Source organism: Streptomyces sp. NPDC093600 (genome assembly GCF_044764755.1).
Lineage (GTDB): Bacteria > Actinomycetota > Actinomycetes > Streptomycetales > Streptomycetaceae > Streptomyces.
This window is the reverse complement of record NZ_JBIWIU010000006.1, coordinates 300883-325182: the sequence shown is the minus strand read 5'-3', so window position 1 is coordinate 325182 and position 24300 is coordinate 300883. Positions and strand designations below refer to the sequence as shown.

The 24300-nt window shown below is 73.7% G+C and carries 23 protein-coding genes and 1 pseudogene; 12 read left to right on the top strand and 12 right to left on the bottom strand.

The window, feature by feature from the left end:
* Positions 1 to 12 precede the first annotated feature (12 nt).
* A complete protein-coding gene (locus tag ACIRB4_RS18080; protein ID WP_403292422.1) occupies positions 13 to 1896 on the bottom strand; it encodes an NAD-binding protein in 1884 nt (627 codons plus the stop codon).
* Between the two features lie 427 nt (positions 1897 to 2323).
* Here ACIRB4_RS18080 and ACIRB4_RS18075 point away from each other — a divergent pair, with 427 nt between their 5' ends.
* Positions 2324 to 3622 (top strand): D-alanyl-D-alanine carboxypeptidase family protein, encoded by a 1299-nt coding sequence (locus ACIRB4_RS18075; RefSeq protein ID WP_403292308.1) that lies wholly within the window; start codon positions 2324 to 2326, stop codon positions 3620 to 3622.
* Between the two features lie 90 nt (positions 3623 to 3712).
* Here ACIRB4_RS18075 and ACIRB4_RS18070 read toward each other — a convergent pair whose 3' ends face one another.
* The 3 genes from ACIRB4_RS18070 to ACIRB4_RS18060 all read right to left on the bottom strand — a co-directional run bounded on the left by ACIRB4_RS18070 (position 3713) and on the right by ACIRB4_RS18060 (position 5390).
* Positions 3713 to 4036: a plasmid stabilization protein gene (locus ACIRB4_RS18070; protein WP_403292306.1), complete on the bottom strand. Its 324-nt coding sequence runs from the start codon at positions 4034 to 4036 to the stop codon at positions 3713 to 3715.
* Between the two features lie 158 nt (positions 4037 to 4194).
* Positions 4195 to 5226 carry an iron-containing redox enzyme family protein gene (locus ACIRB4_RS18065; RefSeq protein WP_403292304.1) on the bottom strand — a complete coding sequence of 344 codons (1032 nt, stop codon included), beginning with the start codon at positions 5224 to 5226 and terminating at the stop codon, positions 4195 to 4197.
* The gene (locus ACIRB4_RS18060; protein ID WP_403292303.1) at positions 5223 to 5390 is read right to left on the bottom strand and encodes a hypothetical protein; all 168 of its coding nucleotides are present in this window, start codon (positions 5388 to 5390) and stop codon (positions 5223 to 5225) included. Before ACIRB4_RS18060 ends, ACIRB4_RS18065 begins: the two co-directional genes overlap by 4 nt.
* Before the next feature lie 511 nt (positions 5391 to 5901).
* Here ACIRB4_RS18060 and ACIRB4_RS18055 point away from each other — a divergent pair.
* On the top strand, positions 5902 to 8223 hold the full coding sequence (locus tag ACIRB4_RS18055) for a PP2C family protein-serine/threonine phosphatase (protein ID WP_403292301.1): 2322 nt from the start codon (positions 5902 to 5904) through the stop codon (positions 8221 to 8223).
* A gap of 4 nt (positions 8224 to 8227) precedes the next feature.
* Here the strand turns inward: ACIRB4_RS18055 and ACIRB4_RS18050 are convergent, their stop codons facing one another.
* The 3 genes from ACIRB4_RS18050 to ACIRB4_RS18040 form a co-directional block, all read right to left on the bottom strand.
* Positions 8228 to 8368: a hypothetical protein gene (locus ACIRB4_RS18050; protein WP_403292299.1), complete on the bottom strand. Its 141-nt coding sequence runs from the start codon at positions 8366 to 8368 to the stop codon at positions 8228 to 8230.
* Positions 8353 to 11325 (bottom strand): HAMP domain-containing protein, encoded by a 2973-nt coding sequence (locus ACIRB4_RS18045; protein WP_403292297.1) that lies wholly within the window; start codon positions 11323 to 11325, stop codon positions 8353 to 8355. The genes ACIRB4_RS18050 and ACIRB4_RS18045 overlap by 16 nt, the downstream gene beginning before the upstream one ends.
* An 84-nt stretch (positions 11326 to 11409) precedes the next feature.
* Positions 11410 to 12042, bottom strand: coding sequence for an ATP-binding protein (locus tag ACIRB4_RS18040; protein WP_403292296.1), 633 nt, complete (start codon positions 12040 to 12042; stop codon positions 11410 to 11412).
* Between the two features lie 133 nt (positions 12043 to 12175).
* On the opposite strand from ACIRB4_RS18040, the gene ACIRB4_RS18035 reads away from it, so the two are divergent.
* Positions 12176 to 13111, top strand: coding sequence for a SigB/SigF/SigG family RNA polymerase sigma factor (locus tag ACIRB4_RS18035; protein WP_403292294.1), 936 nt, complete (start codon positions 12176 to 12178; stop codon positions 13109 to 13111).
* 87 nt (positions 13112 to 13198) lie between these two features.
* Here the strand turns inward: ACIRB4_RS18035 and ACIRB4_RS18030 are convergent, their stop codons facing one another.
* Positions 13199 to 13651 (bottom strand): ATP-binding protein, encoded by a 453-nt coding sequence (locus ACIRB4_RS18030; protein ID WP_403292292.1) that lies wholly within the window; start codon positions 13649 to 13651, stop codon positions 13199 to 13201.
* A gap of 22 nt (positions 13652 to 13673) precedes the next feature.
* Complete coding sequence (locus ACIRB4_RS18025) at positions 13674 to 14090, bottom strand: STAS domain-containing protein (RefSeq protein WP_403292291.1); 417 nt, start codon at positions 14088 to 14090, stop codon at positions 13674 to 13676.
* Between the two features lie 186 nt (positions 14091 to 14276).
* Between ACIRB4_RS18025 and ACIRB4_RS18020 the strand changes: the two genes are divergently transcribed.
* The 3 genes and pseudogenes from ACIRB4_RS18020 to ACIRB4_RS18010 all read left to right on the top strand — a co-directional run.
* Complete coding sequence (locus ACIRB4_RS18020; protein WP_403292289.1) at positions 14277 to 15005, top strand: nucleotidyltransferase family protein; 729 nt, start codon at positions 14277 to 14279, stop codon at positions 15003 to 15005.
* The gene (locus ACIRB4_RS18015) at positions 14992 to 15246 is read left to right on the top strand and encodes a BON domain-containing protein (protein WP_403292288.1); all 255 of its coding nucleotides are present in this window, start codon (positions 14992 to 14994) and stop codon (positions 15244 to 15246) included. The genes ACIRB4_RS18020 and ACIRB4_RS18015 overlap by 14 nt, the downstream gene beginning before the upstream one ends.
* A pseudogene (locus ACIRB4_RS18010) lies at positions 15243 to 16028 on the top strand (metallophosphoesterase); the annotation flags it as partial. The gene ACIRB4_RS18015 and the pseudogene ACIRB4_RS18010, both read left to right, overlap by 4 nt.
* Before the next feature lie 473 nt (positions 16029 to 16501).
* Here ACIRB4_RS18010 and ACIRB4_RS18005 read toward each other — a convergent pair.
* Entirely contained in the window at positions 16502 to 16744 is a 243-nt protein-coding gene (locus ACIRB4_RS18005) for a DUF5133 domain-containing protein (RefSeq protein ID WP_403292286.1), read from the bottom strand.
* A 105-nt stretch (positions 16745 to 16849) separates the two neighbouring features.
* On the opposite strand from ACIRB4_RS18005, the gene ACIRB4_RS18000 reads away from it, so the two are divergent.
* Together ACIRB4_RS18000 and ACIRB4_RS17995 are read left to right on the top strand one after the other, a co-directional pair.
* Entirely contained in the window at positions 16850 to 17887 is a 1038-nt protein-coding gene (locus ACIRB4_RS18000; protein ID WP_403292284.1) for an NAD-dependent epimerase/dehydratase family protein, read from the top strand.
* A 118-nt stretch (positions 17888 to 18005) separates the two neighbouring features.
* A complete protein-coding gene (locus tag ACIRB4_RS17995; RefSeq protein ID WP_403292282.1) occupies positions 18006 to 19190 on the top strand; it encodes a zinc-dependent alcohol dehydrogenase in 1185 nt (394 codons plus the stop codon).
* A gap of 88 nt (positions 19191 to 19278) precedes the next feature.
* Here ACIRB4_RS17995 and ACIRB4_RS17990 read toward each other — a convergent pair whose 3' ends face one another.
* A complete protein-coding gene (locus tag ACIRB4_RS17990; protein ID WP_403292281.1) occupies positions 19279 to 19518 on the bottom strand; it encodes a CDGSH iron-sulfur domain-containing protein in 240 nt (79 codons plus the stop codon).
* 166 nt (positions 19519 to 19684) lie between these two features.
* Here ACIRB4_RS17990 and ACIRB4_RS17985 point away from each other — a divergent pair, with 166 nt between their 5' ends.
* The 4 genes from ACIRB4_RS17985 to ACIRB4_RS17970 all read left to right on the top strand — a co-directional run bounded on the left by ACIRB4_RS17985 (position 19685) and on the right by ACIRB4_RS17970 (position 22705).
* Complete coding sequence (locus ACIRB4_RS17985; protein ID WP_403292279.1) at positions 19685 to 19861, top strand: CsbD family protein; 177 nt, start codon at positions 19685 to 19687, stop codon at positions 19859 to 19861.
* 10 nt (positions 19862 to 19871) lie between these two features.
* Entirely contained in the window at positions 19872 to 20315 is a 444-nt protein-coding gene (locus ACIRB4_RS17980; protein ID WP_403292277.1) for a hypothetical protein, read from the top strand.
* A gap of 231 nt (positions 20316 to 20546) precedes the next feature.
* Entirely contained in the window at positions 20547 to 21431 is an 885-nt protein-coding gene (locus ACIRB4_RS17975) for a universal stress protein (RefSeq protein WP_403292275.1), read from the top strand.
* 407 nt (positions 21432 to 21838) lie between these two features.
* Positions 21839 to 22705 carry a CAP domain-containing protein gene (locus ACIRB4_RS17970; RefSeq protein WP_403292273.1) on the top strand — a complete coding sequence of 289 codons (867 nt, stop codon included), beginning with the start codon at positions 21839 to 21841 and terminating at the stop codon, positions 22703 to 22705.
* A 28-nt stretch (positions 22706 to 22733) separates the two neighbouring features.
* Here the strand turns inward: ACIRB4_RS17970 and ACIRB4_RS17965 are convergent, their stop codons facing one another.
* The gene (locus ACIRB4_RS17965) at positions 22734 to 24260 is read right to left on the bottom strand and encodes a sigma-70 family RNA polymerase sigma factor (RefSeq protein ID WP_403292271.1); all 1527 of its coding nucleotides are present in this window, start codon (positions 24258 to 24260) and stop codon (positions 22734 to 22736) included.
* Between the last annotated feature and the right edge of the window lie 40 nt (positions 24261 to 24300).

The following is a 24300-nucleotide window of genomic DNA, read 5'->3' as shown; positions in this document are numbered from 1 at the left end:
CGAAGGGCGCGGTCAGGCTCCGCCCGCGGCGTCCGGTACGGGCTGCCGCGGGCGCCTGCCGAGGAGTTCGGCGAGGCCGCGCCGGGTGGCGGCGACCACCACCCGGTCGCCGGGCGCCAGCATCCGGCTGGGATCGAGCTGCCAGAGGAGGCCGGCGCCCGGGCGCCCGAGGGGCGCGGAGCCGGTGGCGAGGGCGATGACCCGCCAGGCGCCGGGGCGGAACGCTTCGGCGACCGTGCGGTCCGCGAGGAGGGGGTTGTCCGCCACCTCCACGGCCGCGAAGAGCAGGACCCGGCGCTCGACCGGGATGGCGCCCAGGATCTGGCGGCCCATCATCGCGCCCGCGAACGCCGGTGCGGCCAGGTGCGAGACGCTGCGGCTGCGGGTGAGGGCGTCCGGGTGGGCCGTGCGCAGGGTGCGGTGGACGGCGGTGGCGAAGTCGTCGTCGTACAGGCGCAGGGCGACACGCAGGTCGGGTTTGACCGAGCGGGCGTAGAGCGCGGCCTCCAGGTTGGTGATGTCGATGCTGGTCAGGGCGAGCAGAGCATGGGCGCGGTGGACGCGCGCGGCTTCGAGGACGCCCTCCTCGGTGACGTCCCCGATGACCGTCGGCACACGCAGCCGGCGGGCCAGCGCGATGCCGCGCGCCTCCGGATCGGACTCCACGCAGACGACGGGGATGTCCAGTCGGCGCAGCCGCGCCAGAACACGCGTACCGACCTTGCCGAGCCCCAGGAGCACCACATGGCCGGAGAGGGTGCGCGGCGGGCGGCGCAGCGAGGTCGCCGTGCGGAACGTGCCGAGGGCTTCGAGGAGCGCGGCGATCAGGACGGGCAGCAGGAGCAGCCCCACGAACCCGGCGAGGATCTGCAGCACCTGGCGGCTGGTCGCCTCGCCGACGGCGGGCTCGCCGATCGCGAAGATGTCCAGGAGCGTCAGATAGGCGGCGTGCAGGGGATGGTCACCGGTGGTGAGCCAGGTGGCGAGGGCGATGCCGCCGACGGCGGCCGCCACGCCCGCCAGGGACCAGCGCAGCCGTCGCGAGAAGAGCGAGGCGACGGGCAGGGCGGAGGCGCCGAACCGGTTCGCGGACAGGGTGGGACCGGCGTAGCTGATCGCTTCGAGGGCGACCGTGCCGCGGCCGGGGGCCGCCGCGACGGCCCGGTCGTCGGGCAGGAGCCGCGGGCCCTCGTCGCCGCTGTGCTCCGAGCCCTCGCAGCCGGCCGGGTCGTTGGTGGTCGCCGACAGCAGGGCGAGCGTGCACAGCCCCGGGTCGGCGGCCTGCCCGTCGGTGGACGGGGGCCGTTCGACGGCGTGCAGGAGCAGGCCACCGGCCTGGACGACCTTGCTGGTGCCGGCGACGGCGGTGGCGGCGAGCGCCGGGGCCGCGGTGTCGGCGTCGGAGAGGACGGTGGTCGTGGCGTCGAGGAGCTTGGGATCCAGGCAGGGCTCGGCGACGGCCGCGGCCTGGTCGAGCAGGGTCTCCAGATGCTGGCCGAGCTTGCGGTTGTACAGGCGGATGACCAGACGCAGCCGGGGGTTGAGACGCCGGGCGGCGAGCGCGGCACGGATGTTGGTCTCGTCGTCGTCGTGCACGAGGGCGAGGGCCGCCGCCTGCTCCACGCCCGCCTCAAGGAGCACCGTGTCGTCCACCTCGGCCGTCTCCACCACCCGGATGGAGCGGCCGGGGGTGGCGCCGCGCTGTTCGCCCACGGTGCCGCGGATGACGGCCGCCGTCACCCGGCCGAAGAGCGCCTGGGCGAGGCCCTGCCGGCCGGGGGCCTGCCGCTCGGGCTCCCTGGGAGTGGGGACGAGCAGGGTGATCCGTTCGCCGTAGACGTCGTGGAGCTCGCCCGCGAGCCGGTGGGCCAGCACGTCGTCACCGCAGACGATCATGTGGCCGACGGGGGCGGGCCGGGGCTGCCGGTCGGCGGCCCGGGGCGCGGGCCCTCCGAAGGGCACGCCGGGCGGACCGGCGACGCCGGAGGCGCGCGGTGCGCCGGGCTCCGCCGGAACCGGGTTGCTCTGGTACGGGAGTGATGCCACGTCACCAGCATGCCCTGCCCCACTGACACCCCGTGACCCCACTCGCCCCGCCCCTGCGGCGCGCGCACTTCGCACCCCTCCTGCACGCGCCGCCGCCCCTCCGGTGCCCGTCCGGCCCGCCCCCTCCCGTACACGCGCGGCCGCCCCTCCCGTACGCCCGGCCCCCGCGTCGGAGCCGTCGACGCCCGTCCCTGCGCCGGGGCCGTCCGGCTCCGGCCGTACGCCGGTCGGCGCACTTCGATCTGCGGGTACGGCCGCCGCTTCCTACGGTGGCTGAATGATCGTCACGTCAGCTGTCCGTCATGCCGCCGCCGGTACCGCGGCGCTGCTGCTCGTGCTGCCGGCCCCCTCGGCCACGGCTTCCTCCGTCACCGAACCCACGCCTCCCGTCGCCCGTTTCATCGACGCGGCCCGTCTCCATCTCAACGGGACCCAGGTCGAGCCACTGCCGGGCGCGCCCGCCCTCCCGTCCTCCGTCTCCGCGCGGTCATGGCTGGTCGCCGACGTCGCCACCGGCGAGGTGCTCGCGGCGCGCGACGCCCACCGGCGGCTGCCCCCGGCCAGTACCCTCAAGGCCCTGTTCGCCGTGACGGCGCTGCCGCGCCTCGACCACGATCGGCTGCACACCGTCGCGGAGTCCGAGCTGACCGGCATCGGACCGGGCAGCAGCCTCGTCGGGGTGCGGGCCGGATACACGTACAAGGTGTCGGACCTCTGGAACGGCGTCTTCCTCAGCTCGGGCAACGACGCGGTCCATGTGCTGGCGGCGATGAACGGCGGATGGGCTTCCATGGCCCGCCAGATGCAGGTGAAGGCGCGGGCCCTGGGGGCGTACGACACGCGCGTGGTGTCGCCCGACGGCTACGACGCTCCGGGGCAGGTGTCGTCCGCGTACGATCTGGCGGTCTTCGGCCGTGCCGGGCTGCGGGACCCGGCGTTCATCCGGTACTGCTCGACCCCCTACGCCCGGTTTCCGGCGGGGTCCTGGTCGTACGGCATCCGCAACACCAACCGGCTGCTGACCGGGGCGAACGGTGTGGCGCGCTATCCGGGGATCATCGGGGTCAAGAACGGCTACACCAGCGGCGCGGGCAACACCTTGATCGCCGCCGCGCGCAGGGGCTCGCGGACGCTGGTGGTGTCGGTGATGAATCCCCGGTCGGGCGGCGGGCTCGCCGTCTACGAAGAGGCTCGTGCCCTGCTGGACTGGGGATTCGCCGCGGCGGGCCGGGTCCATCCGGTGGGCTCCCTGCGGCCCGAGCCGCTGAAGGCGGGGCCGGCCGGTGAGGCCCAGCAGGCGGGCCCGGCGGCGGGAGCACCGAAGGCACCGGGCGGGGAGCCCTCAGGGCCGCCCGCGCCGGCGCGGGCGGCCGCGGCGCCCGAACCGGCGAAAGCCGAAGCGGCGCCGAGGGACGCGGCGGTCGCCGCGGCGGCGAACACCGTGCCCCCGGAGGCCGTACCCTCCGGTCCGTGGGCCGGGCTCCCGCTCGCGCTGGTGGGCTCGTCCCTCGGAGCGGCGCTCTCCCTGTGGCTGTGGCGGCGCCGGTCGACCGGACGGGACGACGGCGGGGCGTGACGGCCGTACGAGAGCGCCGCGCGCCGGCGGTGGCCGGGGCGCGGCGCTCTCGTACGGGTCACGCGGGGAGACGTCCCGGCGGCCGGTGGGTCACTTGCCGAGCGAGCGCTTCAACTGCTCCTTGTTCATGGAGGAGCGGCCGTGGACGTTCTTCTTCTGGGCCTCGGCGTACAGCTGGTCGTAGGTCGGTCCCTCCGACCCGCTGTGCGAGCGCTTCCCGCCCCGCCGGGAGGACGACATGTCCTCGGTGGACGTCTTGCTGGCGGTCTTGGACTCGCCCGAGCGGGCGCGTTCCTTGTTGACCGTGCGGGCGGCCATCTCCTCCGCACGCTTCTTGCTCGCGCCCCGGTCCTGGGCGCTCTCCTTGATGTGTTCGTACTGCCGTTCCCGCTTCGGACTCGATCCGCGAGGCATCGTCCGTTCCTTTCCACCGTGCATGAGCTGCATGAGCGGTCTGTCGTCGGTCTGTCGTCGGTCTGCCGTCGGTCTGCGTCGGTTCGTGGAGCCGCGCCGTCGATCCGGCGGACCCCACGACACATTTGCCCTTTTCGCCCGCTTTCACGCGCCGAGGTTCACGCGTCCAGCGGTTGACGGAGTGCCGACTTTCCCTCGGACCAGGCGTCGACCAGGGCGTCGCCCAGCCGGTCCTCCAGCAGGCCGGTGGCGCGGATCCCGAAGGCGATGTCCGCCGCGAGCTCCGGCTCGTCCTCGAGGAGGCCGTCGACGACCTCGCGGCGTACCAGCTGCTCGTGGACGGCGTCCGCCTCCACGTGTTCCTCGTAGAAGCGGACCGCCGCGGGCCCCGCCCCCGCCCGTTCGAGGGCGAGTGCGAGCCGGGAGGAGCCGGGCGACGAGGTGATCTCGACCGCCGCGAAGTGACCGACGAGAGCTCCGCGCAGGGCGCGGTGCAGGCCGAACAGCGACATGAGGTTGACGGTCGCCAGGGTCCGGGCCCCGGCGGCGTCGACATAGCGACCGTACGTCGTGTCCAGTCCGAGGTCGGCCATGAGTTCCGCGAACAGACGCGCGTGCATCCGTTCCGCTCGACCGCAGCCGAACTCGTCGTACTCCACCGCCACCATGGACGCCTTGGCACGCCCCCGCAACCGCGGGATGACCCAGGCGTGGGGATCGGCCTCCTTGAGGTGGTAGACCGAGCGCAGCGCCGCGTACTCCCGCAACTGCCAGAGTTCACCCCGTTCCACGAGGAAGTGCGAGGCGCCGGTGCCGCCCACCGGCTCGACGAGGATCTCGCCGAGCGCCTCCTCGACGTCGTCGGTGGTGCCGCACTCCTCCCGCAGGGCCGTGTGGAAGACCGCCTCCAGACGGGCCCTCAGCTCCAGCAGACGAGGGTCCCACTCCAGCTCGTCCGCCACCCCGGGGAAGCCGCGGTAGTGAAGTTCGTAGCAGAGGTGGAGGGCGAGGTGGAGGTCCTCGCCGTACGGGTCGAGGCGTGCGGTCGCGGCGGCGTCGGGGAGCCGGTCGGCGTCGCCGCGCAGATACACCAGCACCGCCTCGGACACGTCGCCGCGGGCGGCGGGCAGCCCGGGCGCGGTCATGGCCGGATCCGCGTTCCCGGTGGCCGTCTCGGTCACACTGCTCATGTTCTCGTCCTCGTCTTCGTCGACCAGTGGATCACCAGGCGCAGCAGGCAGACCAGCGTGACGCCCCACACCGCAGCGAACGCCCAGACCAGGACCGGCGCCCCGGTCACGACCGCGGAGACCAGAAGGGTGAGGGCGAGGGCCCCCGACAGTGCGGTGCCCACGGCGGCCATGCGGTCACGGCGGTCCCGCCGGTCACTTCCGTCACGTTGGCCACGACGGTCACGTCCGTCACGACGGTGGGTGCCGGCCGGCTGCCCGCTCCCGCGCCGCGTGGTCCGCGGTCCGCGCTCCGGCGGCCGTTCCGGTGACGCGTCCTCTCCCGGCTCTGGTCTCCACTCTCGCCCCAGCTCCCGTTCGATCTCGGCCAGGATGCGCCGTTCGCGCGGTGAGAGCCGTACCTCCTCCATCGCCGACACCTCCTCGGGTCCTCGCCGTCCGGTCCGGGTCCGTCGTCTCCGCGGATGGAGGTCCGGGCCGGGCCGGTGCGCGGGAGGCGGAGCTCCGGCGATCCTCATCCGTTCTGCAGCGGCGACTACCCGGAGAAGCACCGTTCAGACACATCCCGGCCCCCGGTCACCCTCCCCACACAATCTGACAATCACCCCTCGCGGGTAGAATCCTGAGCGGACACGATGATTCCGGACGACCGTGCGGTGCAGGGACGGAGGAGCCGTGACGACGACGCCCGCGGCGACACCTCCAGGGGCCGACAAGGCTCGGTCCGGCCAGGACAGCACCGGCCGCCTCCGCGCGGAGAACCGCCGACTGCGCGCCGAACTCACCCGCCGGCACCTTCTGGACCTGGCCACCGGCGTCCTCGCCGCCCAGCTCGGCGCCTCGCCCGCCGACGCGGCCGCCCACCTCGACGCCCTGGCCCACGCCACCGGTCTTGCGGTCGAGGACCTCGCCGCGGACGTCGTCAACGCCGTCGCGGGACCGTCGCCGCACCCTCCGGTGGTGTCCGGAGCCGGAGTGACGGCGCCGGAGAACCCGCCGGACGACGGCGCGTCCCGAGCCCTCGCGGACCATGTCGTCGACGCCCGCCGTGCCCGCCGCACGGTGGCGGCCGCCGAGACCGCCGACACCGTCGGCGAAGCGGCCCGGACCCTGCTGGAAGGCGGCCTGTCGCCTTTCGGAGCGGAGAGTCTGTGGCTCTGGCGCTGCGTCGACTCGGGCTGTCTGCGGCTCGCCGGACACGCCGGTGTGAGCGCGGCCGAGGCGGCGTTCTGGCAGTGGATCCCCCCGGCGGGACCGGCCCTCTTCCACGAGGTCCTCGCGGACGGGTCCGCCGCCTGGCTGGAGTCGGGGCGCGACGACGTCGTGCTGCCCGGCTCCGGACCGCGCGCCGCCCGGGCGCTGCTCCCCCTGCGCCTGCGCGGGGCGACGGTCGGCCTCGCCCTGGTCTGCTGGCCCGGGCCGCAGAGCCTCGACCCCCCGGTGAAGCGGGCGCTGATGGGCCTCATGGACGTGGCGGGCACCGTCCTGGACGCGGCCGAGGCGGCGCCGCCGGCCACCCCCGTACTCGCCGACGTCCTGGACGCGCTGGTCCATCCGGCGATGCTGCTGCACACGCCGCCGTCGTCGACGGCTCCCACGATCGAGCACCTCAACGAGGAGGCCGTGGAGGCGCTGGGGGCCGCTCCCCCTCCCGAGGACCGCTCCCTCGCCCTCGCCCTGCCCGGGATCCACACCGATCTCGCCCATCTCGCGCGCCGCGCCCACCGCAGCGCGCGGATGCAACGAGCGGCACTGCTGCCCCTGTCGGACTTCTCCGAAGGGGGCTCGCCGCACCTGTTCGACGTACGGGTGCTGCCGGCCGGTCCCGAGCGGACGGTGGTGCTGTGGCACACGGCGAGCGACGCGGGTCTCGCGACCGGGCGGGCGGTCGCCCGTCTGCAGAGCGTGGCCACGTTCCAGGACAGCCTCACCGGCGGGGAGACCATCTGGTCGGAACAGGCGTACGCGATCTTCGGCATGGCCCGCGCCGAGAAGCCCGTACCCCTGCTCGGGCTGCGCGGCCGGGTGCACCCGGAGGACGGCGTGGCGCTGACCGGGCTGCTCAAGACCCTCACCGAGCGGCGCACGGGGGCGCAGACGGTGCTGCGGATCCTGCTGGACGACGGGACCGTACGCCATGTGCGGGTGGCGGCCGAACCGCTGCTCGACGGGCGGGCCGTGAGCGGGATCGCCGGGGTGTACCAGGACGTGTCCGCGAGCCGCCGGACGGAGGTGGCGCTCAACGCGACCTTCGACCATCTGACGGCCGTACAGGGCCGTGCGGAGATCCGGCACCAACTGGCCCTGCAGCTGCAGCAGGCCATCGTGCCCGAGGTCGCCGATCTGCAGGAGCTGCCCGGTCTGCTGGCGGCGGCCCGCTACCGGCCGGCGGCGGAGGAGTACCGCGTCGGCGGCGACTGGTACGACGTCCTCCCGCTGCCGAGCGGAAAGGTCCTGGTGGCGGTCGGCGACATCGCCGGCCACGGCATCACGTCCGTCAACGGCATGGTGGCGCTCCGCAACGCCCAGCGGGGGCTCGCCTTCACCGGCAACTCCCCCCGCTGCCTGATGCGCTGGCTCAACGAGGTCACCCTGCACACCAGCGGCCACCCCACCGCCACGGCCGTCTGCGCGCTGTACGACCCCGCCGACCACGGCATCGTCTGGTCGAGCGCCGGGCATCTGCCGCCGCTGCTGATCCGGGACGGGAAGGCGCGGCTGCTCGACCCCCCGCACGACGTCCTGCTGGGCGCGGTGCCGGCGTACGAGTACGAGGAGCGGCACGCCAGGCTGAAAGCGGGCGACACGCTGCTGCTGTACACGGACGGGCTGATCGAACGGCGCCACGACGGCCTCGACGAGGGACTCGCACTGCTCGTCGCGGAGGCCGAACGGCTGAGTCGCCACTCCCTGGACGAGCTGGTGGAACGGCTGTTGAGCGCGGCCGCGGGGGACACGGACGACGACACCAGCATCGTCGCGGTACGGGTGCGCTGACGGGTCAGGGCCCGGGACCGCGGTCGGGGCCGCAGCCGACGCGGATGCCGGTGCCGGTGCCGGTGCCGGTGCCGGTGCCGTGAACGTGGTCGCGGCCGCCGCCGGAGTCGCCGAGCGCCGTGGCCGGTGTCAGGACGGAAGCCACTGGCGGACCTTGGTCATCAGCTCCTCCGCGTCGACGGGCTTGGCGATGTAGTCGCTGGCGCCCGCCGCGAGGGCCCGGGCGCGGTCGCCCGGCATCGCCTTCGCCGTCACGGCGATGACCGGCAGCTCCGCGCGGCCCGGGAGCTCCCGGATGGCCTCGGTGGCGGCGTAGCCGTCCATACCGGCCATCATCACGTCCATCAGGACGAGTTCCACCTCGGGATGGCTGCTCAGCAGGTCCAGACCCGAGCGGCCGCCGTCGGCCCGCAGAACGCGGACGCCGTGGCCCTCCAGCACCTCCGTGAGTGCGTAGACGTTGCGTACGTCGTCGTCGACGACGAGCACGGTCCGACCTGCCGTACGGGGGTCGGGCGCGCCCTCGGGGAGGGGCCCGGGCCGGCCGGTGGACTCGGCGCGGCCGCCTTCGACGGCGTCCGGCCCGCCGTCACGCCCCGGCAGCTTCCCGAGCCGCGGCTCGGGAAGGAAGAAGGTGAAGACGCTGCCGCGCCCGGGGGTGCTTTGGACATCGATGGCGCCGCCGAGCAGCCCGGCCACCTCGCGGCTGATGGACAGGCCGAGGCCGGTTCCTCCATAGCCGCGCACGCCGGTACCGTCGCCCTGCTGGAAGGCGCCGAAGATGCTCTCCAGACGCTCGGGCGGGATCCCGGTGCCCGTGTCGCTGACCCGGAAGGCGAGGGCGGAGCCGTTCTCGCGCATACGGGGCGGCAGTTCGTCGCCCTCGGCGCGGTCGATGGTCAGCTCGACGCGGCCCTTGTCGGTGAACTTCATCGCGTTGGAGAGCAGATTGCGCAGGATCTGGCGGAGCCGCGACTCGTCCGTGGTCAGCTCGTCCGGTACGCCCGGCCCCACGGTGACGGAGAACTCCAGCTCGCGCTCGTCGGCCACCGGGACGAAGGTCGCCTCCAGATACTCAAGGAGCTGGTGCAGCGCGAAGGGCTCGGGCCGGATCTCCATCTTGCCCGCCTCGACCTTCGACAGGTCGAGGATGTCGTTGATCAGCTGCAGCAGGTCCGAGCCGGCGGAGTGGATGACCTCGGCGTAGTCGACCTGCTTCTCCGTCAGGTTCCCCTCCGGGTTCTGGGCGAGCAACCGGGCCAGGATCAGCAGGCTGTTGAGCGGCGTGCGCAGCTCGTGGCTCATGTTGGCGAGGAACTCTGACTTGTACATGGAGGTACGGGAGAGCTGCTGGGCACGCGCCTCCAGCTCCTGGCGCGCCTGCTCGATGACGAGGTTCTTGGACTCGATGTCCTTGTTGCGCTCGGCGAGCAGCGCCGCCTTCTCCTCCAGTTCGGCGTTGGAACGCTGGAGTTCCTGCTGGCGGGCCTGCAACTCCTCGGAGCGGGAGCGCAGTTCGTCGGTGAGCCGCTGCGACTGGCCGAGCAGCTCGTCCGTGCGGAGGTTGGCGACGAGCGAGCTGACGACGGCTCCCGCCGTGTCGACGAACTGTTCGAGGAAGTCGCGGTGGATGGGGGTGAAGGGGTGGAGGGAGGCGAGTTCCACGGCGCCCAGGACCTGGTCCTCGACGACGATCGGCAGGATGATCAGCATGCCCGGTTCGCCGTGCCCGGCGCCGGAGGCGATGGTGGCGTAGCCGGGCGGCACCCGGTCGACGACGAGGGTGCGCCGGTCCCGTGCCGCCTGCCCGACGAGCGACTGGCCGAGGCGGAAGCGGCGGGGCGGGTCGCCGGGGTCCTCCGGGGCGCCGTACGCCGCGGTCATGACGAGTTCGGTGCCCCGTTCGTCGTGCTGGGCCAGGAAGAAGGCGCCGTACTGCGCGGCGACCAGCGGCGGCACCTCGGTCATGATCAGTTCGGCAATGTGGGGCAGGCCCCGGGTGCCCTGCATGAGGCTGGCTATCCGGGCGATGTTGGTCTTGAGCCAGTCCTGTTCCTCGTTGGCGCGGGTGGTGGCCCGCAGCGACTCGACCATCGCGTTGATGTTGTCGCGGAGGTCGCCGACCTCGCCGGGGGCTTCGACGGTGATGGAGCGGGTGAGGTCACCCTCGGCGACGGCGCTGGTCACCTCGGCGATGGCGCGGACCTGACGGGTGAGGTTCCCGGCGAGCTCGTTGACGTTCTCGGTGAGCCGCTTCCAGGTCCCCGAGACCCCTTCGACCTCCGCCTGGCCGCCGAGCTTTCCTTCCGTACCGACTTCCCGGGCCACGCGGGTGACCTCGGCGGCGAACGACGACAGCTGGTCGACCATGGTGTTGATCGTGGTCTTGAGCTCCAGGATCTCGCCCCGCGCGGAGACGTCGATCCGGCTGGTCAGGTCCCCCTGGGCGACGGCCGTGGTGACCTGGGCGATGTTCCGCACCTGGTTGGTGAGGTTGTCGGCCATGGAGTTGACGTTGTCGGTGAGGTCCTTCCAGGTGCCGGACACCCCGCGGACGGTGGCCTGGCCGCCGAGTTTGCCCTCCGTACCGACCTCGCGGGCGACGCGGGTGACCTCCTCGGCGAAGGAGGAGAGCCGGTCGACCATCGTGTTGATGGTCTCCTTGAGCTCCAGGATCTCGCCCCGCGCGTCGACGCGGATCTTGCGGGTCAGGTCGCCGCCCGCGACGGCGGTGGCGACCTGTGCGATGGACCGGACCTGGGAGGTCAGGTTGTCGGCCATGGTGTTGACGCCCGAGGTCAGCTCCTGCCAGACGCCGTGCACCCGGGGTTCGCGGGCCCGCCCGCCGAGGAGGCCCTGCCCGCCGACCTCGCGGGCGACCCGGGTGACCTCTGAGGTGACCAGGGAGAGCTGATCGACCATGTCGTTGTAGACGACCGCGATCTGCCCGTGGATGCCTTCGGCGGCTTCCGGCAGACGTACGGAGAGGTCGCCGTCCCGTACGGCGGTGAGTCCGGCCAGCAGTTCCCTGAGCCCGTACTCGCCCGGGCCGGCCGGCTCGGCGGGCCCGGCGGCGGGAGTGGTGCGGGGAGATACGTCCATCACGGCCTCGCGGCGACGCGGGAGCGGTACGGGGTGCACCGCGGTGGCCCGGTTCGCATTTCCACTCTAGGGCTGCCGAGTGGATCAGGCCGGGCGAGCGGGCCCGGCGTCGGGCGGTGGTGCCTGCCGCGCCGTCCGGCTGAGGAGGGCCCCGTCGGCCTCGGTGACCCGGTGGCCGCCCTCGCCGCCGTCGGCGGCCCTTTCGGCCCTGCCGGCCCGTTCGGCCGTGCCCGCCCTGTCCGCCCGTTCGGCCCCGTCCGCCCTGTCTCCGCCGTCGGCTCCGGGTTCGGCCGCCCGCCCCAGGACGTCGACCTCGAACCAGACGGCCTTGCCCCTGGAGCGCGGCAGGCAGCCCCAGGCCGCGGAGAGCCGCTCCAGGAGGTACAGCCCGTGTCCGGAGGACCGTGCGGGCCGGTGCGGTCCGCGGGGGTGAGGGGGTTCGGGGTTGATATCGCTGACCTGGACCCACAGCCGGCCGTCCGTGCGGTGCAGGTACAGCTCGTAAGGGGCGCCCCCATGGGTGTACGCGTTGGTGACGACTTCCGAGACGAGGAGCAGGGCGTCCTCGGCGGCGGTCTGCCCCGGGGCTCCGGCCTGCCCGAACCACTCCCGCAGCGCCTGGCGCGTGAGATCACGGCACTCGGCCACCACGCCCGGCCCGCCGGTCAGGGGGAACCGCCGAGCCCGCGCCGTCTCGCGCTGCTGTGAGGGCTTCATACGTGGCCGTTTCCCGCACATTCGGTGTCAATTCATCCCAAAAGGGAATCTCTCCCTAAGGACTCTCGAACGACGGCCTTTCGGCGTCCTCCCCCGGACGGCGAAGGGCTGCGCCACCCGTCGAGGGAGCATCATGTCCACTTCGCACATCGCCCGACCCCAGTCCGCCGCCCCGGCTGCCGCCACCTTCCCGGGGGCCGCGCCACGCGAGCCGGCCGAGCCGGCCGAGGTGCGGCGGCGGGCGCTGGACGGACTGCCCGAGATCGACCGGCCCACCGAAGTGAGCACGGCCGACGCCCAGACCCTCTCCCTGGCGCTCTTCACCCGTTTGGAGGCACTGGAGGAGGGCACGGCGGAACACGCGTACGTCCGCAACACCCTGGTCGAGCTGAACCTCAGCCTGGTGAAGTTCGCGGCGCGGCGCTTCAAGAACCGGGCGGAGCCCACGGAGGACATCATCCAGGTCGGCACCATCGGCCTGATCAAGGCGATCGACCGGTTCGAGACCAGCCGTGACGTGGAGTTCTCGGCGTTCGCGCTCCCCACGATCGTGGGCGAGATGAAGCGCTTCTTCCGGGACACGAGCTGGGCCGTCCAGGTGCCGCGCCGGCTCCAGGAGCTGCGCATCGAGCTGGCGAAGGCGATCGACACGCTGGAGCAGGACCTGGGCCGCCGGCCGAGCCGCGCCGAGCTGGCCGCGCACCTCAGGGTCGACGAGGCGAGCGTGGCCGAGGGCGAGCAGGCCGCGAACGGGTATGTGGCGCGCTCCCTGGACACCCCGGCCGGTGACGAGGAGACGTCGCTCACGGCGGGGGCCCGGCGCCTGGGCGAGGAGGAGCGCTCCTTCGAGCTGATCGACTCCCTGGAGTCGCTCAAACCGCTGATCGCCCAGCTCGACGAGCGGGACCGGCGGATCCTGGCACTGCGCTTCGGCGACGAACTCACCCAGTCGGAGATCGGCGAGCGGCTCGGCCTCTCCCAGATGCACATCTCCCGGCTGCTCGCCAAGATCCTCGGCGAGCTCAGGACCGGCCTCCTGGAGGACGCCAAGGAGGGCACGGACGCCTGAGGCGACGCCTGGAGCGCGGTCTCACGTACCTCCTGGTCACACATACCCCCTGAAGGGCCGGAGCGGCGAGAGCCGCACCGCCCTTCCTCAGGGGTCCGCGGAGCGGTCGATCTCCAGCCAGACCACCTTGCCGCCCTCGCGCGGTTCCGACCCCCAGTCCCCGGCCAGCCGGTCGAGGACCATCAGGCCGTGCCCGCCGGGAAGGGAAGCGGACCTGGGCAGGCGGCGCGTCGGATGGTCGGGGTTCGCGTCGGCGACCTCGACCCGGAGGCGTTCGCGCGTGTGGCGCAGGACCAGTTCCTCGGGGCCGCCTGCGTGGAGGCAGGCGTTGGTGACCACCTCGGAGACCAGGAGCAGGACATCGTCCACCCGCTCCCGCGCCTCCTCGGTCGCGGCCGGCGTCCAGCCCCAGTCGGCCAGCGCCTCGGCGGTGAAGTCGCGGCAGCGCGTCACGACACCTCGGGTGCCGAACAGCAGGAGCCGTCGAATCTGGCCCTCGTGTTCCCCGACGGCTTCGCCGGCCGTGGCTTCCTGGTCCATGAGTGCCTCCGCCCTCGCGCGTCTACCCGCCCGCCCGCCGGTCCGCCAGTGCCTCCGCGACGTCCTCGTACACCCGGAAGACGCTCCGCGCCCCGGTGATCTCGAACATGCGCGCGACCGGCGGGCGCAGCCCGGCCAGCTCCACACTCCCGCCCGACTCCAGCGCGTGGAGGCGGGCCTTCAGCAGCACGTTGAGACCCGAGGAGTCGCAGAACGTCAGAGCCGAGCAGTCGACGACGATCCGGCGCGCCCGGCCGGGTCGGTCCGGTGGACCGGCCCTCGCGCCGGGGCCGGTCGCCCGCCCCGTACCGTTCGTCTCCTCCAGCGCCGCCCGCAAGGTGTCCGCGGTGTCGTGGTCGAGCTCCCCCCGGAGGGTCAGCACCACGGAACCGGGCTCCTTCCCGGAGACGGCTTCGACGGCGAACCTCTCGGCCTCCATGGGTCACCGCCTTCCCTTCGCGTCTTCACGCGCCTCACCGGCCTCTACCCACCCAACGGCGCGAAACTCGACCCTTGCCTCGAATCGACCAGGAAGCGGTGACGGATCATTTCCCGACGACTGGGTACCCGCATGGCTCCCGCCCCTGAACCTCGGCATGGACCTCAGCAGGACGGAGTACCGGCCATGAACCTGATGGAAGGCCCGGCCCGGAACAACGCCATCCGGACCGGCTCGCACGACACGGCGTCGGACCCGAACCGCCTCTCCGCCGCGGCACCCGCCCCGGCCGGGAGCCGCGGCCGGGACCGGGCGGGAGGGGCGCCGGAGAGCCTGCCGCCGGACCACACCCAGGCCATCCTGGAGACCACCAAGCAGGTGGCCGCGCTGCTGAAGAAGTCGGGCTGCCCCTTCGCCCTGGTGGGCAGTGTGGCGGTGTACGCGCACGGCATTCCGGTCAGACTGCAGCACGACACGGACTTCGCGGTGCGCCGCGAGGACGCGGAGGCGGTCGTCCGCATCCTTGAGGAGAACGGCATCGAGATCATCGAGCCGCCCGAGGACTGGCTCGTGAAGGCGCGCACCCGGGGCGAGCAGATCGACCTGATCTTCTCGCTCGCGGACCGCCCGGTGACGACGGAATTGCTCGACCGGGCCCAGCAGTTGCCCGTCGACTCCGTGCACATGCCGGTACTCGCCCCCACGGACCTGGTCAGCAGCCGGCTGGCCGCGCTCTCCGAGCACCACTGCGACTTCGGGGCGCTGCTGCCCGTCGCCCGGGGCCTGCGCGAGCGCGTGGACTGGGACCGGGTGCGCAGGGAGCACGGGGACGCCCCGATGCCGGACGCCTTTCTGTACCTGCTGGAGCGGCTGGACGTGATTCCCGGGAGGGAGGCCACCGATGAGGGACGGTGACGAAGACGAGTACCTGATCGCCCATCTGCGGGACCGGCTCGCGGGCGACGAGGTCGCCGAGCTGGGTGTACGGATCGAGATGCGCGGCGGCGCGGTGCTGCTCTCCGGGACCGTGCCCACCGCGGCGCGGCGGGACCAGATCCTGCGCATCGCGCACGAGATGCTGGGCGGGCATCCGGTCCGCTCCGATCTCGTCGTGGTCTGCGCCGACGCCCCGGACCGTTCCGAGGAGCTGCTATGAGTACGAGGACGGAGGAGCGGAGCGACGTCCTGCGCGTGGCGGCGGTCGGGGACATCCACTTGGGGCCGGACAGTCATGGCCTGTTGCGGCCCGCGTTCGAGACGCTTTCCGATCGAGCGGACCTGTTGCTCCTGGCGGGTGATCTGACCTGTCACGGGACCGTCGAGGAGGCCGAGGTCGTGGCCGGGGAGGTCGCCGGTCTCGGCGTGCCCGTGGTGGCCGTGCTGGGCAATCACGACTATCACTCGGACCAGGAGACGGGCGTGATGGACACCCTGCGCTCGGCCGGCGTCATCGTCCTGGAGGGTTCGGCGGCGGTGCTGGCCGTGGCGGGCCACAAGATCGGGGTGGCCGGTACGAAGGGGTTCTGCGGCGGCTTCGCGGGGCGCAGCGCGGGCGAGTTCGGGGAGCCCGAGATGAAGGCGTTCGTGCGCTACACCCGGCGCAGCGCGGTCGGGCTGCGCCATGCGCTGGAGGAACTGGGCGCCGACGGCTGCCGGGTGAGGATCGCGCTGACGCACTTCGCGCCGGTGCCGGACACGCTGGCCGGGGAGCCGCCGGAGATCTATCCGTTCCTCGGCAGCTATCTGCTGGCGGAGGCCATGGACGAGGGCGGCGCGGATCTGGCCGTGCACGGCCACGCCCACCTGGGCACGGAGCACGGGATGACGGCGGGCGGGATCCGGGTGCGGAACGTGGCCCAGCCGGTGATCGGCCGGGCGTACGCCGTCTATCACCTGCCGCTCGACGGCAAGGCGTCGGCGGACGGTGAGGCCGCGAGGGGCGTCCGGGCGCCGGAGGTCGCCGCAGAGGCCGACGGTGGCCGCGCGCGGGGGCACCGGCAGTCCACCGGAGCACCCGAACCTGCGTCCCGCCCCCACTCCGAGGGTGTGCGCGAGCCGGTCGGGCGCACGGGCGGCGACGGCCGGCCGGGGGCGGTGACGAGTCCCGACGTGAGGCCGGCACCGGGCACCTCCGCGCGGCCGGGCGGGCGTTCGACGCCTGGGAAGGACGCGGGGTCGTCGTGACGCCGCGGCCGACGCCGACCCCGGCCGGGCGCGGCGAGCTCGGCAGGCGCGGCACGAACCGGGCGACCCGGAACGGACGAGAGCGCCTCGGCGGCGCGCGGTCCGTTCGGGATCGGCGCGAGCGCCTGGGCAGCGCGCGGTCCGCTCGGGGCGGGCGCGGCGGGTGCCGGGGCCTCAGGAGGGTCCGGGCGGTCCCGGTTGGGGGCCGGGCCCTCCTGAGGGGGCGGTCAGGCGCCGGGAAGGCTTTCCAGCGTCTTGCGGGGCGCGCGGCTTCCCGTGCCGACGTACCGCTCGGCCGCGTGCACCGCCTCGCGGGCGGTCCGCTCTCCCATCAGGACACACAGCGTGTACGCCGTGTCCTCGAAGCGCCTGCGCGTCGACAGGTCCCCCGGCCGTGCGAGAACCACTCGCTCCTGGGCCCGGTAGTGCCGGAGCAGCCGGTCGATCATCTTCTTGTCGGGCAGCAACATCTTGTCCTCCTGGCACGCCCCCCTTCCCTCCATCGCTCTATAGTCCGGTCGGACGCTCATCTGCGCGACCCGTTCGGACACACTCCGTAGTGGAAGGTCTGTCCCATGAACGCGAGCGAGGCCCTGAAGGTGGTCGTCACCGGCGCCACCGGCAATGTCGGTACGAGCGTGGTCCGGGCACTCTCCCGGGAGCCGCGGGTCGCCTCCGTCCTCGGACTGGCCCGCCGCAGGCCCGGGTTGACCCTCCCCAAGACGGAGTGGGCCGAGGTGGACCTCTCACTCGAACGCGACGAGCCACGGCTCGCCCAGTACGTCGAGGACGCCGACGCCGTCATCCATCTCGCCTGGCGTTTCCAGCCGACCCATGACCCGGTCGAGACCTGGAAGGCCAACGTCCTCGGCTCGCTGCGCGTCTTCGACGCGGTCGCGGCGGGCCGGGTGCCGGTCCTGGTGCACGCCTCGTCGGTCGGGGCGTACTCCCCCGGCCCCAAGACGGGCCCCGGTGTCTCGGAGTCGTGGCCGACGCACGGCTGGCCCGGGGCCGCGTACACCCGCGAGAAGGCATACCTCGAACGGGTCCTCGACACCTTCGAGCGCGACCATCCGCTGACCCGGGTGGTGCGGATGCGGCCGGGCTTTCTCTTCAAGGAGGAGTCGGCGAGCGAGCAGCGCCGGATCTTCGCCGGCCGCTTCTTCCCCGGCGCTCTGCTCCGCCCCGAACTCCTGCCGCTGGTCCCGGAGTTCGAGGGCCTGCGCTTCCAGACGCTGCACACCGACGACGCGGCCGACGCCTACGTACGGGCGCTGCTGCGCGACGTCCGGGGCGCGTTCAACCTGGCGGCGGACCCGGTGATCGACGCCGACACGCTGGCCGGGCTGCTGGACGCCCGGACGGTCAGGGTCCCGCGGAGCGCCGTGCGCGGCGCGCTCTCCGCGGCCTGGAAGCTACGGGTCGCGCCCGCCTCGCCCGACCTCTTCGACGCGGTGCTGCGGCTGCCCCTGCTGGCCACGGACAGGGCGCGCCGTGAGCTCGACTGGGAACCGACGGTGAGCTCGGTGGAGGCCGTACGCGCCTTCCTGCGCGGCGTACGGGCGGGCAGCGGCGACGCCACGGCTCCGCTCACCGGTCGCCGCGTCGGCTGAGGCGGCCGGCGCGACCCCCGACCCGTTTCGGCCCCTCGTCGCCGGGCACTCGCCCGCACGGCTCGGGGCGTCACAGCGACGGCGCCGCGGCGAGAGGGCGTCGAGAAGGAGGTGTCCCATGCGGGCGCTGACATGGCACGGCAGGCGCGACGTCCGGGTGGACACCGTGCCCGATCCGAAGATCGAGGAGCCGACGGACATCATCGTGGGCATCACGTCCACCGGCATCTGCGGCTCCGATCTCCATCTCTACGAGACGCTGGGACCGTTTCTCGATCCCGGGGACATCCTGGGGCACGAGCCGATGGGACGGGTCGTCGAGGTCGGTCCCGAGGTCACGTCGCTCGCGCCGGGCGACCGGGTCGTCGTCCCGTTCAACGTCTCGTGCGGCGAGTGCTTCATGTGCGGGCGCGGCCTGCACTCCCAGTGCGAGACGACGCAGGTGCGCGAGCACGGCAAGGGCGGCGCGCTGTTCGGGTACACCAAGCTGTACGGGCAGGTGCCGGGCGGCCAGGCGCAGTACCTGCGGGTGCCGTTCGCCGACCGGTTGCCGGTGAAGGTGCCGGAGGGCCCGCCCGACGAACGGTTCGTCTATCTGTCGGACGTCCTGCCGACGGCGTGGCAGGCGGTGCGGTACGCGGACGTGCCGCCCGACGGCTCGGTGACCGTCCTCGGCCTCGGGCCGATCGGGGACATGGCCGCGCGGATCGCGCTGCACCAGGGCGCCGGGGTGGTCATCGGCGTGGACCTGGTGACCGAACGGCTCGCCCGGGCCGCCGCTCGCGGGGTGACCACCGTCGACCTGCGCGAGCACGGGGCGGGGCTGGCCGACGTCATCCGGGAGATGACCGGCGGCAGGGGCACCGACGCGGTGATCGACGCGGTCGGCATGGAGGCCCACGGCTCACCGGTGGCGAAGGCGGCCCAGCGGGTCACCGGAATGCTGCCGGACCCGGTCGCCCAACGTCTGATGGAGTTCGCCGGGGTCGACCGGCTGCAGGCGCTGCACACGGCGATCGACATCGTGCGGCGCGGCGGGACGATCTCGGTCGTCGGGGTGTACGGCGGCATGGCGGACCCGCTGCCGATGCTCACCCTCTTCGACAAGCAGATTCAGCTGCGGATGGGTCAGGCGAACGTACGGCGCTGGGTCGACGAGATCATGCCGCTCCTGGACGGCGGGGATCCGCTGGGCGTGGAGGGCTTCGCGACGCATGTGCTGCCGCTGGAGGAGGGCCCGTCGGCGTACGCCACCTTCCAGGCGAAGGAGGACGGGATGGTGAAGACCCTGCTGCGGCCGTGAAAACCGGCGAGGGAGGCGGAGGGAACAGTGGCAATGTTCCCTCCGCCTCCCTCGCCTCAGGCGTCCGCCCCGGTCCCGGGCGGCGCGCTCAGCCGTCGCCGTCGCCCGCGTTACGCCGGTCGCGCCGCAAGCGGCTGCGATGGCTCGTGTCGCAGAACGGGGCGCGGAGCGTGCGCCGGCAGGTGCACAATGCGACCACGGGGCGCTCGCACAGCGTCACGGTGCCGTCCGGCATGACGATCTCGACCGGCCCCTCGACCAGGAGCGGTCCGCCGGTGACCGGCGTCACGCGCGGAACGTCCGCAGCCGGCTCCCTCGTTCCGGACATGGTCCCACCACCCTTTCTCGGCTCTGACACCCCGAGTGCCCGCTCGGCGGCGGGCCATGCGCGGCACCGTTCCCGGCGCCCGGACGGCGAGTGCGCGAGGCGAATCGGGGTAGCCGCGACCCGTCACCACCTGGCCCCCGAGGGGCATGCGCAGAGAGGCGACGTCATGAGCAAGGCCAAGGGCAAGGCCCAGGAGATGAAGGGCAAGATGAAGAAGGCAGTCGGCGGCGCCGTCGGCGACCCGGGGATGAAGGGTGAGGGTCGCGCCGAGGAGGTCACCGGCAAGGCCAGGTCCAAGGCCGCGGAAGCGATGCGGCGGATGAAGAAGCACGGGCACGAGTAGCGAGCGCCTCATGGCCTCCCTCGCCGATGCGGCCGAGTCGGCTCCGGTCCGCGACGGGCGCGCCGTGGAACTGCTGGGCCTGTCCCTCCAGTTCGCCGGACGGGACCCCATCGCGGTACCGGTGTCTCCACCGGGCACGGCAGCTCCGCCCTTCACGCTGAAGGAGGGCACGGAGTGCCGCGCGGTGGTGCACTTCCGTGTCGACGGACCGTTCGTGACAGGCCTGAAGGTTCTGGACGTACGCAGCAGGTCCGGCGCCGAGGTGGGCGTCCGGGAGGTGCTGCTCGGCGACTTCCGGCGGGGTGGACCGTACGAACTCGCGCTTCCCCCGGAGCGCGTCCCCAGCGGACCACGGGCCCGCGGACTGTACGACGTCTACGCCGCGCTCGTCGACGGCGACGGCCACGTCCTCGACCGGCGCGACTACCGGTTCGAGATCAGGAAGGACTGGTGACGCGGGTCCGGGCCGGGAGATGAGGCCCGGACGCCACCGGATGCGGCGCACGCCCCGCGCGTGCGCCGCATCCGGGCGCGTGGGCGGGGTGTGCGACGTGCCGTCGTGTCGGGGCGTCCGGCCCCCTCGTCCGGGAGCCGATGGGCCCAGGCTGGACGGCAGTGCAGAAGACGGGCCGCGGCCGACGGGCCGCAACCGCCGCAGAGGTACGGAGCTTACGGAGGCATCCTGATGAGTCGTGAGATCGTCGCGGGAGTGGACGGTTCGCCGGAGAGTCTCGCCGCGGCCGACTGGGCCGCCCGCGAGGCCCTGCACCGGGGGCTTCCGCTGCGCCTGGTGCACGCGTGGCGGTGGGAGCCGCTCGACATCCCGTTCCTGCCGGACCGGCAGGGGCAGGAACGGACCGCCCAGGACGTGCTGCGGGACGCGGAGGCGGCACTCGCGCGGCGCCACCCGGAGGTGCGGCTGACCGCCGAGGTACTGGCCGACACCCCGGTCTCCGCCCTGACGAGCACCGAGGCGCGGGCGGAACTGCTCGTCATCGGCTCGCGCGGACACGGGGCGGTCGCCGGGTTCCTGCTCGGCTCGTACGGACAGCAGATCATCGCGGCCGCCACCCGTCCGGTGGTGGCCGTCCGCTCCCGTGACGGCGGCAGCGGCAGCCGGGCCGAAGGCCGGGGCGGTGTGATCGTCGTGGGGCAGCTGGGCGGGCCGGAGGACAGCGCCCCGGCGCTGCGCTTCGCCTTCGAGACGGCGGCGGCGCGAGGAGCGTCCGTCCGGGCGGTACGGGCGTGGAGCCTGCCGCCCCTGTTCGCGTACAGCCCGGGGTCGCTGGCGCTCGCCGACGAGGCCGGCGGTCTCGTCCCGTACGAGGAGAAGGCGCTGCGCGAGGCCCTCGCGCCGTGGCGGGAGCGGTTCCCGCAGGTGCCGGTGGCCGAGCATGTGGAGATCGGGAGCGCGGGGCAGGTGCTCCTCTCGTCCTCGGGTGACGCCCGGCTCCTGGTGGTGGGGCGGCGGGCCCGGCGCGGGGCGGTGGGGCCCCGGATCGGGTCGGTGGCGCACGCCGCGCTGCACCTGGCGCCGTGCCCGGTGGCGGTCGTTCCGCACGACGGGTGACCCGGGTGCGGCCGCTCGGCGTGGTGGGTTGACTCGGCGGATTGACGAGGTGTGTCGAAGGCTCCGGGGCAGGACAGTGTGAGGGGGTGTCTTGTCGATCAGGCCGGATCAGGGAGCGGGGTCTGGTGCATGGGGTCTCCCCAGGCCCGCCAGGGCCGAGGGGACGGATCGCAAGGCGGAGGAGGGAGCCAACGCGGTGGGGGCGCCTCCCGTGCCCGCAGGGCTACGGGGGAGTCGGCGACCGACGGCAACGCGGCGTGGGGCCCCTCCCGTGCCCGAAGGGCTACGGGGGAGCGGTGCCAGGGCACGCGAGCCCGGCCTGATCGGCAAGACACCCCCTAGTGCCGTCGCCCCGGCGGCTCTCCCCCGCGCCGGACCGTCCGGTGTCCTGAAAGAGAGCGGAGCCCATGCACCACCACGACGATCGCGTCCCGTACGACCGGCCGGCCAAGGGCGGCGGCCGCCATCGCAGAGGGGGTGGTGCGGGACGGCACGCGCGCCGGGCGACGTCCTTCCGTACCGCTGTGACCATGGCGGGTACGGCCGCGGCCGTCCTCACCGTGACGACGGGCGCCTACGTGGCGTCCCACGGCGTCCCGGCCGACGCGGCCGGGCGTACCACCGGGCTCCGGGCCGCTGTCGCGCCACCGGCCGGGAGCTCCACCCCGTCGGCCCCGGCGCCGGGCGGGAAACCTCCGGCGGCCCCTGTCACCCCTTCGGCCGTATCCTCCGCGTCCGTCTCGGCCGGCCGGTCCTCCGCGCCCGCCGAGAGCCCCGCGCCGACCCGGCGGGAGGTGACGGCCCGCACCGCGCCCACGGCCCCGGCGCGGCTGCGTGCGATGGCCGAGGCCGAGGCGGTACCGGCGAACCCGGCGTCGCCGGGGCAGATCGCGCGGTACGTCGACCGGGTGATCTCCCTCGCCAACACCGAGCGGGCGAAGGCCGGTTGCGCGGCGCTCCGCTCCGACGCCCGGCTTCGCTCGGCGGCCCAGGCACACGCGGACGACATGTCCGAGCGCGGCTACTACGACCACAACAGCCCCGAGGGGCGGAACGCGGGCGACCGGATCACCGCGGCCGGGTACTCCTGGTCCACCTGGGCCGAGAACATCCACCGCGGGCCGAAGACGGCCGCGCAGGCGATGCGCGAGTGGATGGAGAGCGACGGACACCGGCGCAACATCCTCAACTGCTCCTTCAAGGACATCGGCGTCGGGGTGCGGTTCAGCCCCAATGGCCCTTGGTGGGTGCAGAACTTCGCCGCCAAGCGGTGACCACGGCACTGCGGGTGGCGGTGCGGGTTCAGGACGACGGGGTGGCCAGTTTCTGCACCCACACCGTGCCGTCCGGTCCGGGGACCGCGGCGACCCCGGTGTCCCGGTAGCGGCAGTCCAGCATGTTCCGCCGGTGCGCGCCGTCGTCCATCCAGCCCGCGAAGACGTCGGCCGGGTCCGTCGTCCCGCGCGCCAGGTTCTCGGCCCAGCGGCTCCACGGATAGCCGGCGGCCGAGATCCGCGCGTCCGCGAAGGCGCCCTCGGGGCTGCTGTGGGCGTAGTAGCCGCGCCGGACCATGTCCCGGGCGTACGCGCGCGCGGCCCCGGTCAGCCGCGGGTCCGTCCGCAGCGGGGCGCAACCGGCTTGCGCCCGGCGCTGGTTGACCAGCCGGTTGAGTCGTTCCTCGACGGTCGGCGGCTGGGTCCGCGCCGGCGTCGCGGAGGCCGGTACGGGTGTCCGGCTCGCCCGGGTGGCGGTGCTCGGCGACGGCTCGGCGGGGGCGGTCGTGGGAGCCGGGGCGGGGGCCGCCAGGGCCGGGGCGGGCTCCGGGGTACGGGCCGGCGGCGGTGACGGGACGAGCAGGATGACGCCTCCCAGAGCGCCCAGCGCCGCCGCGCCGGCGAGGACGGCCCGCCGTGCCGTACCACGGGCCCGGCCCCGCCCTCGTACGCCGCGTGCGGTCGGCACGGGACCCGGCAGCCCCTCCCCCGCCACGGACGCGCCCGGTGCCGGACCGGCCCAGGCGACCGTCTCGGTCGCGGCGACCGGCGGGTGCGGTGCCCCCTCGACTGCCAGCAGGGGTGTCACCAGGCCGAGGCCCACCAGGAGCCCCTCCGCGGGGGCGAGTCCCGAGCGGGAGCCGGCGCAGGCGTCGCAGGCCTCCAGGTGACGGGCGACGCGTTTGCGCCACACCGGCGCCGGTCGGCCGTCCCATCCGGCGACGACCTCCGCCAGACCCGGGCACGGCGGGGTGGCGGCGAGGGCCCGGACGACGGTCCGGCCGGTCTCGAGCCGGCCCTTCATCCGCTGGACGCGGACCGCGGCGTGCTGCGGGGTGACGCCGAGCGCCTCGGCCAGTTCGGCGCGGGTCAGCTCGCCGGTGGCCTCCAGCCACCACAGGGCGAGGAGTTCGCGGTCGCTCTCGTCCAGCCAGCGGGTGGCCTCGGCCACTTCGCGGCGCTGCCCGGAGAGCCCCAGCCGCAGGATGGTGAGGTCGGTGAAGTCGGAGCCGGGGTCGGCGATCTCGGACACCCGGTCCAGGCCGGGCAGCGGGCCGTTCTGCCGTTCGCGCCACCGCCTGCGGATCTGGTTCATGGCGATGGCGACCAGCCAGGAGCGGAACCGCGCGGGGTCGCGCAGGCCGGACAGTCCGTCCAGGGCCCGCAGCAGGGTCTCCTGCACGACGTCGTCGACGTCGGCGTGGCCGTCGAGCGCGCGGCCGACGATGTTGTGGACGAGCGGGAGGTGGTCGCGTATCAGCCGTTCCCGGGCGTGCGCGTCCCCGGCCGCGGCCGCCGCCACCAGGCCTGCCGTGGCGTGCTCGTCGCTGTGCATGTGTCTGCTCCCTCGTCCCTGGGTCCGTCCCCGTGGTGAG

Excerpts from the sequence above, each read along its gene's own strand:
- ACIRB4_RS18080 (WP_403292422.1), bottom strand. The coding sequence starts at position 1,896 with ATGATCGTCTGCGGTGACGACGTGCTGGCCCACCGGCTCGCGGGCGAG.
- ACIRB4_RS18020 (WP_403292289.1), top strand. The coding sequence starts at position 14,277 with ATGAACCTGATGGAAGGCCCGGCCCGGAACAACGCCATCCGGACCGGC.
- ACIRB4_RS17980 (WP_403292277.1), top strand. The coding sequence starts at position 19,872 with ATGGCCTCCCTCGCCGATGCGGCCGAGTCGGCTCCGGTCCGCGACGGG.
- ACIRB4_RS18030 (WP_403292292.1), bottom strand. The coding sequence starts at position 13,651 with ATGGACCAGGAAGCCACGGCCGGCGAAGCCGTCGGGGAACACGAGGGC.
- ACIRB4_RS18035 (WP_403292294.1), top strand. The coding sequence starts at position 12,176 with ATGTCCACTTCGCACATCGCCCGACCCCAGTCCGCCGCCCCGGCTGCC.
- ACIRB4_RS18065 (WP_403292304.1), bottom strand. The coding sequence starts at position 5,226 with ATGAGCAGTGTGACCGAGACGGCCACCGGGAACGCGGATCCGGCCATG.
- ACIRB4_RS18005 (WP_403292286.1), bottom strand. The coding sequence starts at position 16,744 with ATGTTGCTGCCCGACAAGAAGATGATCGACCGGCTGCTCCGGCACTAC.
- ACIRB4_RS18040 (WP_403292296.1), bottom strand. The coding sequence starts at position 12,042 with ATGAAGCCCTCACAGCAGCGCGAGACGGCGCGGGCTCGGCGGTTCCCC.
- ACIRB4_RS18070 (WP_403292306.1), bottom strand. The coding sequence starts at position 4,036 with ATGCCTCGCGGATCGAGTCCGAAGCGGGAACGGCAGTACGAACACATC.
- ACIRB4_RS18045 (WP_403292297.1), bottom strand. The coding sequence starts at position 11,325 with ATGGACGTATCTCCCCGCACCACTCCCGCCGCCGGGCCCGCCGAGCCG.
- ACIRB4_RS17985 (WP_403292279.1), top strand. The coding sequence starts at position 19,685 with ATGAGCAAGGCCAAGGGCAAGGCCCAGGAGATGAAGGGCAAGATGAAG.
- ACIRB4_RS17965 (WP_403292271.1), bottom strand. The coding sequence starts at position 24,260 with ATGCACAGCGACGAGCACGCCACGGCAGGCCTGGTGGCGGCGGCCGCG.
- ACIRB4_RS17995 (WP_403292282.1), top strand. The coding sequence starts at position 18,006 with ATGCGGGCGCTGACATGGCACGGCAGGCGCGACGTCCGGGTGGACACC.
- ACIRB4_RS18025 (WP_403292291.1), bottom strand. The coding sequence starts at position 14,090 with ATGGAGGCCGAGAGGTTCGCCGTCGAAGCCGTCTCCGGGAAGGAGCCC.
- ACIRB4_RS18000 (WP_403292284.1), top strand. The coding sequence starts at position 16,850 with ATGAACGCGAGCGAGGCCCTGAAGGTGGTCGTCACCGGCGCCACCGGC.
- ACIRB4_RS17970 (WP_403292273.1), top strand. The coding sequence starts at position 21,839 with ATGCACCACCACGACGATCGCGTCCCGTACGACCGGCCGGCCAAGGGC.
- ACIRB4_RS18075 (WP_403292308.1), top strand. The coding sequence starts at position 2,324 with ATGATCGTCACGTCAGCTGTCCGTCATGCCGCCGCCGGTACCGCGGCG.
- ACIRB4_RS17990 (WP_403292281.1), bottom strand. The coding sequence starts at position 19,518 with ATGTCCGGAACGAGGGAGCCGGCTGCGGACGTTCCGCGCGTGACGCCG.
- ACIRB4_RS18015 (WP_403292288.1), top strand. The coding sequence starts at position 14,992 with ATGAGGGACGGTGACGAAGACGAGTACCTGATCGCCCATCTGCGGGAC.
- ACIRB4_RS17975 (WP_403292275.1), top strand. The coding sequence starts at position 20,547 with ATGAGTCGTGAGATCGTCGCGGGAGTGGACGGTTCGCCGGAGAGTCTC.